We start from the raw sequence: 634 nt of genomic DNA, 5'->3' as shown, positions 1-634 counted from the left end.
AATATAAAAACAATATCAAACCTCATAAAACCGACAGCTCAGGTATCGAATCAGGTATCAAAGCTGAGGTCAGCCAATCTATCGGCGTCTACCTCGATGATGACGAAGGCAAAAAGCAATCCATTTACAGCATGGCATTTCCAGTAACAGGTGACTTAAACGGACAGACCAAAGTTTTAAGAGTCCCTATCGTCTCTTTTAATATCGAATTTGTCGACAACAACAATCAACCCATACCGCATTACGAGTTTAAAACCCTATATCGTGGCAGACAATCTGCTATAAAAAGAGCAAACAGCCAAGGTATTAGCACTATCAAAGCCCTTGCCGGTCAAAAGCTCACAATAATAGATGGACAAGTTAGAGCGCAAACAACCGCCATCGTTACCTATGGTTCCAAACAATGGACTATGATCATAGGTACAGATATCACTAGAGAAGATATCAGCAATGTATCAGATATCTTGAGTCAAGAAGCACCGACTACTCTAGAAACGAGTGAACAAGATGACACCCCAAAACCTCAAACAAAGCAAGACCCTGTCATCAAAGTAGAAAAGCCAAAAGTGAACCGCCCCGACTATATCGGAGAGTGGATTGCTTGAGTCAGGCAGCTTTGTCTGACTCATTAAGG

1 pseudogene is annotated in these 634 nt (G+C 41.8%); it reads left to right on the top strand.

Going from position 1 to position 634, the window contains the following annotated elements:
* A pseudogene (locus tag ACT3SX_RS15465) lies at positions 1-605 on the top strand (hypothetical protein); the annotation flags it as partial.
* Between the last annotated feature and the right edge of the window lie 29 nt (positions 606-634).

The organism is Psychrobacter sp. AOP31-B2-9 (assembly GCF_052378005.1).
Classification (GTDB): Bacteria; Pseudomonadota; Gammaproteobacteria; order Pseudomonadales; family Moraxellaceae; genus Psychrobacter.
This window is presented reverse-complemented; position numbering and strand designations above follow the sequence as displayed.